This window comes from Butyricicoccus sp. (assembly GCF_050872565.1).
Lineage (GTDB): Bacteria > Bacillota > Clostridia > Oscillospirales > Butyricicoccaceae > Butyricicoccus_A.
On sequence record NZ_JBNMHC010000084.1, the window covers coordinates 1 to 7,575 of the forward strand.

The 7,575-nt window shown below is 50.7% G+C and carries 5 protein-coding genes; all 5 read left to right on the forward strand.

Going from position 1 to position 7,575, the window contains the following annotated elements:
- On the forward strand, positions 1-1,785 hold a 1,785-nt coding region (locus ACR0P9_RS05140; protein ID WP_432617962.1), incomplete at its 5' end, for a pyruvate carboxylase subunit B.
- Between the two features lie 170 nt (positions 1,786-1,955).
- The gene (locus ACR0P9_RS05145; protein ID WP_432617964.1) at positions 1,956-2,615 is read left to right on the forward strand and encodes an NUDIX hydrolase; all 660 of its coding nucleotides are present in this window, start codon (positions 1,956-1,958) and stop codon (positions 2,613-2,615) included.
- A 13-nt stretch (positions 2,616-2,628) separates the two neighbouring features.
- The gene (locus ACR0P9_RS05150) at positions 2,629-3,477 is read left to right on the forward strand and encodes an AraC family transcriptional regulator (protein ID WP_432617966.1); all 849 of its coding nucleotides are present in this window, start codon (positions 2,629-2,631) and stop codon (positions 3,475-3,477) included.
- A 298-nt stretch (positions 3,478-3,775) separates the two neighbouring features.
- Positions 3,776-6,148: a phosphoketolase family protein gene (locus tag ACR0P9_RS05155; RefSeq protein WP_432617970.1), complete on the forward strand. Its 2,373-nt coding sequence runs from the start codon at positions 3,776-3,778 to the stop codon at positions 6,146-6,148.
- A 377-nt stretch (positions 6,149-6,525) separates the two neighbouring features.
- The gene (locus tag ACR0P9_RS05160) at positions 6,526-7,524 is read left to right on the forward strand and encodes a sugar phosphate isomerase/epimerase family protein (RefSeq protein WP_432617968.1); all 999 of its coding nucleotides are present in this window, start codon (positions 6,526-6,528) and stop codon (positions 7,522-7,524) included.
- Positions 7,525-7,575: the final 51 nt, after the last annotated feature.

Below are 7,575 nucleotides of genomic sequence, written 5' to 3' on the forward strand. Positions count from 1 at the left end.
CGCACCCGCGACATGGTAAAGGGCGCGGACGGCACAGCGGATATTCTGGCAGATTGCTTCTCACTGGAAATGTGGGGCGGTGCGACATTCGATGTAGCGTTCCGCTTCCTGCATGAATCTCCGTGGGAACGCTTGGATCTCTTGCGTGAAAAGATCCCGAACATCCCGTTCCAGATGCTGCTGCGCGGCTCCAATGCGGTCGGATATTCTAATTATCCGGATAATGTCGTGCGTGAATTTATCAAGCAGAGCGCAAAGAGCGGCATTGATATTTTCCGCGTATTTGATTCACTCAACTGGCTGCCGGGCATGTCCGTGGCAATTGATGAAGTATTGAATCAAAACAAGTTCTGCGAGGGTACGATTTGTTATACCGGCGATATTCTAGATAAGACCAGAAACCATTACACGCTGGATTATTATGTCAAGATGGCAAAGGAGCTGGAAAAGCTCGGTGTGCATTCGATTGCAATCAAAGATATGTCCGGTCTGCTTAAACCGTATGCGGCAAAGGAACTGGTTCATGCGCTCAAGCAGGAAATCGCTCTGCCGATTCATCTGCATACCCATGATACGACCAGCAATCAGGTTGCCACGCTGCTGATGGCAGCGGAATCCGGTGTAGATATTGTGGACACCGCGATTGCTTCCATGTCCAGCCTGACCTCGCAACCGTCCATGAATGCAGTTGTTGCGGCTTTGCAGGGCAATCCGCGAGATACCGGTTTGGATCTCAACGAACTGCAAAGATTGACGGATTATTGGGCAGATGTACGTCTGCGCTATAAGAACTTTGACCGCGGACTCAAAACGCCGGTCACGGATATTTATCGGTATGAGATTCCTGGCGGTCAGTACACGAATTTGGAGCCGCAGGTTATCTCTCTGGGTCTTGGCAGCCGCTTCCAAGAAGTCAAGGAGATGTACAAGACCGTCAATGACATGCTGGGCGATCTGATTAAAGTTACTCCGTCCTCGAAGATGGTCGGCGACTTGGCAATTTTCATGGTACAGAACGACTTGACGCCGGAGAATATTGTCGAGCGCGGTGAATCGCTGACGTTCCCGGATTCCGTTGTCTCGTACTTCAAGGGCATGATGGGTCAGCCGCCGTGCGGATTCCCGGAGGACATTCAGAAGGTCGTACTCAAGGGCGAGAAGCCGATTACCTGCCGTCCCGGCGAATTGCTGGAGCCGGTTGATTTTGAAGCGGTGCGCAAAGAAGTGGAAGCGTTCCATCCGAATCCGGATATGCGCGACATTATTTCGTACTGCCTGTATCCAAAAGTTCTGGAGGACTTCTGGCATTACGATCGAGAATATGGCTATCTGATGCGCATGGGCTCGCATGTCTTCTTCTATGGTATGCAGGTCGGTGAGACAACGCAGATCAACATTGAAGACGGAAAGACGCTGGTAATCAAATATCTGGGTCTCGGTGACAAGAATGATGACGGCACGAGACAGGTCATCTTTGAGCTGAACGGCAGCCGCCGTGAAGTTACCGTGCCGGATCAGAACGCAGAATCTACGGCTAATGCCGTTGTCATGGCAGATCCGAAGGACAGAGGACAGATCGGCGCATCCATTCCGGGTATGGTGACAAAGGTACACGTGAAGCCCGGCGATGCCGTGGAAGAAAATCAAGTTATCGCTGTCATTGAAGCTATGAAGATGGAGACCTCGGTGGTAGCTCGTATGAGCGGACATATAGAAGAAGTTCTTGTCAAAGAGGGAAGCAGCGTGAAAGCTGGCGAACTGCTCATGACCATGAATTGCTGTTAAATCATTTTTTGATTTCAACATATACCTATTCGTATCCTTATCTAATTTCACTTAACCAATGCAAAGAGCTGTGTTCCGACAGGGATGCGGCTCTTTGCATTTGATGCTTGTCTATGCAATACCATTCCTGCTATAATGGGCATAGAAATCAAACTGGGAGGGATTTGTGCATGGAAAAGCCAAACATCACCAAGGAAACAACAGAGACCTTACTGGAAACCAAATTTTTGAAGGTGTTTGATTTGCAGTATGCGCCGGAAAAGCATTATTTCGATGCGACACGCCGCAGCAAAGAGGATTTGGTTGCGTTGCAGTCGGATGAGGACTGCCGCACCATGCTGCCGGACGCCGTCACCTGCATTGTTGTGGTGCAGGAAGCGGGAGAAGAAGCAAAGCTGCTGCTGACCTATGAATTCCGCTATCCGACCGGTCAATTTTTGCTCAGCCCACCGGCAGGACTGATCGACCCGCAGGACAAAGAAAAAGCCCAGCCGCTTTTGGAAACCGCAGCGCGTGAAATTCACGAGGAGACCGGCTTGACCGTACAGGAGACGGATCGGCTGCATGTCGTCAATCCGTGTCTGTTCAGTTCTCCGGGCATGACGGATGAGAGCAACGCCTTGGTTTGTGCGGTGCTGCATCCGGAAGATCTGTCCCAGCTGACACAAGCAGGTGCCGTTGGTTCCGAATGCTTTGATGGCTTTGTGATGCTGTCTAAATCAGAAGCGCAGGAAATTCTGCGTCAGGGACGCGATGCGCATGGTATGTTTTACTCGGTTTACACATGGGCAGCACTGCTGTACTTTGTCTCCGGTCTGTGGGACGAATGAGGAGAAGATATTTATGCTGTTCAAACCGACGTTTTCCGTCACTGAGCGGCTGCTGGAAACGCAGCCGCAGCTGATTGAGGCGGAAATGCAGGACATCGAGCACACGCGGCTCAACCGTGCGATGCATATGCACGATGACCGCGTAGAGATTCGTCTGATTCGCCGCGGAAACGGGATGCATATTATAGATGGACGCACGTATGCCACGCAGGCGGGAGATATTTTAATTTTTCATCCATATGTTTTGCATGATGAGTGTGCCGATCAAGTGGCAGGGGTGGAAATTTTGGGTTGTTCTATCGGCAATATTCGGATTAAAAATAGGAAACCCAATCATATTCTTCCGGATGATTGTTCGCCGGTTATCCGGGGCGGATGGTGTACACAGGAAACCGAGGCCTTGCTGTCTATGATTTATGAAGGACAGATGAAAACGCCAAAGGTCACACAAGAAATGCAGGAGCATTTGATTAGTACATTGGTGCTGCTATTGTATCAGGCGGGAACACTGAATAGAGAGCTGTATCAAGGAAAAGTATACGAAGTGAGCCGGGCGATTCAAGACTATATCGACCAGCATTATCTGGAAGAGATTGTTATTTCAGATATTGCGCAGCATTTGCACATGGGAGAGTCATATTTATCCCATACATTCAAAAAAGCAACCGGCTATTCGATTTTACAGTACGTGATTCGCCGCCGAATCGGAGAGGCGCAGTCGTGGCTGTTGATGAGTGAGCTGCCAATTACAGACATTGCGACAAAAGTTGGCTATAACAGCGTCAGTCATTTTCACAATGCGTTTCGGAAAGCCGTCGGCATGACGCCGCAGCAGTATCGAACCTATTGGCGGCATCAATAGCATCTTTTTTAACATACTTCGTACAAAGAGCAAATGGAGCATATACATACTTTTAACTGTTATAAAATGGAAAATTGCTCAGTTTCATGTAAAAACTTGTATCTTTTTTTGTATTTTTGAAACTACAAGTAACAAATGGTTAATTGTCGACAAAACGGGTAAAAATAATATTACGTTTTTCGTTACTTTTTTAACTTTCAAAACTTGCCTTCTTTTCCTTCGATGTCGTACAATGTCGGATAGGGAAAGCCTTATAGATTATACGAAAAAGAAAGGAGTCTGACTCATGAGTGAAAACATGAAACCGGTCTGCGAAGAAAAAGGACCGCTGACAGACGAACTGCTGCGCAAGATGAATGCGTACTGGCGTGCAACCAACTATCTGGCTGCTGGTCAGTTGTATCTGCTGGATAATCCGCTGCTGCGCGAGCCGCTGACAATGGATCAGATTAAGAAGAAAATCGTAGGACACTGGGGCACTGTACCTGGTCAGAACTTTGTATATGTACACCTGAACCGCGTCATTAAGCGGTATGATCTGGATATGATTCTGTTGTCCGGCCCGGGACATGGCGGCAACTTCTTTGTTGCCAACACCTATCTGGAGGGCACGTACAGCGAAGTTTACCCGAACGTAAGCGAGGATCTGGAGGGCATGAAGCGCCTGTTCAAGCAGTTCTCCTTCCCGGGCGGCATCGCAAGCCATGTTGCTCCGGAGACACCGGGTTCCATCAACGAAGGCGGCGAGCTGGGTTATTCCATTGCTCATGCATTCGGTGCTGTCTTTGACAATCCGGATCTGATTGCTGCTGTCACCGTAGGCGATGGCGAGGCTGAGACCGGACCGCTGGCAACCTCTTGGCAGTCCAACAAGTTCCTGAACCCGATCACCGATGGCGCCGTTCTGCCGATTCTGCATCTGAACGGCTACAAGATCGCAAACCCGACCATCTTCTCCAGAATCTCTCATGAAGAGCTGCAGAAGTACTTCGAGGGCTGCGGCTGGAAGCCGTACTTCGTAGAGGGCGACGATCCGATGACCATGCATCGCAAGATGGCAGAGACTCTGGATACTGTCATTGAGGAAATCAAGGGCATCCAGAAGCACGCACGTGAGACCGGTGATGCAACCCGTCCGATCTGGCCGATGATTGTTCTGCGCACCCCGAAGGGCTGGACTGGTCCGAAGGAAGTAGACGGCAAGATGATTGAGAACAGCTTCCGTGCACATCAGGTTCCGATCATGATGGATAAGCCGGAGCATCTGGACATCCTGAAGAACTGGCTGGAGAGCTACCATGCAGAGGAGCTGTTCGATGAGAACGGCCGTCTGATTCCGGAGCTGCGTGAACTGGCACCGAAGGGCGATCACAGAATCGGCGCAAACCCACATGCAAACGGCGGTCTGCTGCTGCGTGACCTGCGTCTGCCGGACTTCCGCGACTATGCATTCCCAGTTGGTCAGCCGGGCGCAACCGAAGGTCAGGATATGATTGAGATGGGCAAGTTTGTCCGCGACATCCTGAAGCTGAACGAGGACAGCCGCAACTTCCGCGTATTCGGACCGGATGAGACTGCATCCAACCGTCTGAACGCTGCTTTTGAGGCAACCAACCGTGATTGGAACGCAGAGACCCTGCCGACCGATGAATTCCTTGCCAAGGATGGCAGAATTATGGACTCCATGCTGTCCGAGCACATGTGCGAGGGCTGGCTGGAAGGCTACCTGCTGACCGGTCGTCATGGCTTCTTTGCAAGCTATGAGGCGTTCATCCGCATCATTGATTCCATGGCTGCTCAGCATGCAAAGTGGCTGAAGGTTTGCAACCAGCTGCCGTGGAGACAGAAGATTGCATCTCTGAACCTGATTCTGGCTTCCAATGTATGGCAGCAGGATCACAACGGCTTCACCCATCAGGATCCGGGCTTCCTCGATCATATTGCCAATAAGAAGGCAGATGTCGTTCGCCTGTACCTGCCGCCGGATGCAAACTGCCTGCTGTCTTGCTTCGATCATTGTATCCGCAGCCGCAACTATGTCAATGTTATCGTTGCATCCAAGCATCCGCGTCCGCAGTGGCTGACCATGGAGCAGGCTGTCAAGCACTGCACCCAGGGCATCGGCGTTTGGGAGTGGGCTTCCAACGATGCTGGTCAGGAACCGGATGTTGTTATGGCTTGCTGCGGCGAGACCCCGACGCTGGAGACACTGGCTGCTGTATCTATCCTGCGCAAGGAACTGCCGGAACTCAAGGTTCGTGTCATCAACGTTGTTGACCTGATGAAGCTCCAGCCGAAGGCTGAGCATCCGCATGGTCTGTCTGATGCAGAGTATGACATGCTGTTCACCAAGGATAAGCCGATCATCTTCGCATTCCATGGTTACCCGACTCTGATTCATGAGCTGACCTACCGCCGTCATAACCGTCAGCTGCACGTTCGCGGCTACAAGGAAGAGGGCACCATCACCACGCCGTTTGATATGCGTGTTCAGAACGATATTGACCGTTTCCATCTGGTTCAGGACGTTCTGCTCCGTCTGCCGCAGCTCGGCAACCGTGGCGCTTATCTGTACCAGAAGATGAGCGACAAGCTGGTTGAGCACAAGCAGTATATCAACGAGTATGGTCTGGATATGCCGGAAGTCCGCGACTGGAAGTGGCAAGCATAATTCGGCTTTTGCTCCGAACATGACTCCTATTGAATAAAACAAGAGACCGCATAGCAGAGTTTTCTCTGCTGTGCGGTCTTTTTTTGCGTCTGTGCAGGAATTTGCAGTCCGCACGAAAAAACATCGAAAAAACCATTGGATTTTCATTAAAGTCATGCAGGAATTTGAAAGGCAGAAACAAAAATCTATCGTATACTAAAGTCAACAAAGAACAGAACGATATGTAAATCATAATTATCAGATCATGTTTGAAGCAGAAGCAAAACGTCCGGATGGTATTCAGATGTGCTTCACTTCGGAGCAGGAATCTCTGGTCAAAAAGTCCGGCAAGATCTGTTTGTCTCGTAATGGATTACATTTTAAGGAGGAACACGACAATGAGTATGGATCCAAAAGATTTTGATATGCCGGTAGCATCCTTTAATCCGAATCCGATGAAGCTGGGCTTGTTTACCGACGGCCTGCCGGATATGCCGTTTGAGCAGGTGCTGGATGAGGCAGTAAAGATGGGCATTCAGGTGCTGGAAATTGCAACAGGCGGCTACTCCTGTGCACCGCACCTCGATATGGAAAAGCTGCTCAACAGCGCGCAGGCGCGCAAGGAATTCATGCAGGCGATTGAGAGTCGCGGCTTGGAGCTGTACGCTTTGAACTGCTCCGCCAATGCCATTGGACCGGGCGAACGCTGGGCAAGCCACGCGCCGGACGTTATGAACACCTTCCGGCTGGCAGAGCTGCTGGGTGTCAAGCATGTGGTTGCACAGTCCGGTCTTCCGGCAGGTGCGCCGAATGACACCACTTTGAACTGGGTCACCCATACATTTCCGCCGGAAATGATGGATGTGCTCAAGTATCAGTGGGGCGTTGCCATTGATTTCTGGAGCAAGGCTGCAGATCTGGCAAAATCCTGCGGCGTAGAGACCATCGCACTGGAAAATCATCCGATGAATCTCGTATACAATGTGCCGACCGTGCTCAAGCTGCGCGAGGCTGTCGGCGACATCATCGGTCTGAACTTAGACCCAAGCCATGTATTCTTTATGGGCGGCGACCCACTGGCTATGGCACGAGAGCTGTGCAAGCAGAAGGCTGTTTACCATGTACACGGCAAGGATTCCCGCATCAATCCGCACATCAAGGGTCTGGATTGCTATGAGCAGGGCATTTACAACGGTCCGGCAGTCACTCGTTCTTGGAACTATGTCGCTGTTGGCTACGGACACGATGCCCTGTGGTGGAAGACCTTCTTCGCAACACTGGCAGAGGGCGATTATCATGGTCCGGTATCCATTGAGGTGGAAGATCCGCTGATGCCGAACAACCTGATTGCCATTCAGAAGTCCGCAGCATTCCTGAAGGAAACCATGCTTTCTTAATAGATACCGATACAGAGGAGGAGTACTTATGAAAATCGCATTTGACGGCAG

Bases quoted from the DNA above. Each gene is read 5' to 3' on its own strand.
- ACR0P9_RS05150 (WP_432617966.1), top strand. From the start codon at position 2,629: ATGCTGTTCAAACCGACGTTTTCCGTCACTGAGCGGCTGCTGGAAACG.
- ACR0P9_RS05155 (WP_432617970.1), top strand. From the start codon at position 3,776: ATGAAACCGGTCTGCGAAGAAAAAGGACCGCTGACAGACGAACTGCTG.
- ACR0P9_RS05145 (WP_432617964.1), top strand. From the start codon at position 1,956: ATGGAAAAGCCAAACATCACCAAGGAAACAACAGAGACCTTACTGGAA.
- ACR0P9_RS05160 (WP_432617968.1), top strand. From the start codon at position 6,526: ATGAGTATGGATCCAAAAGATTTTGATATGCCGGTAGCATCCTTTAAT.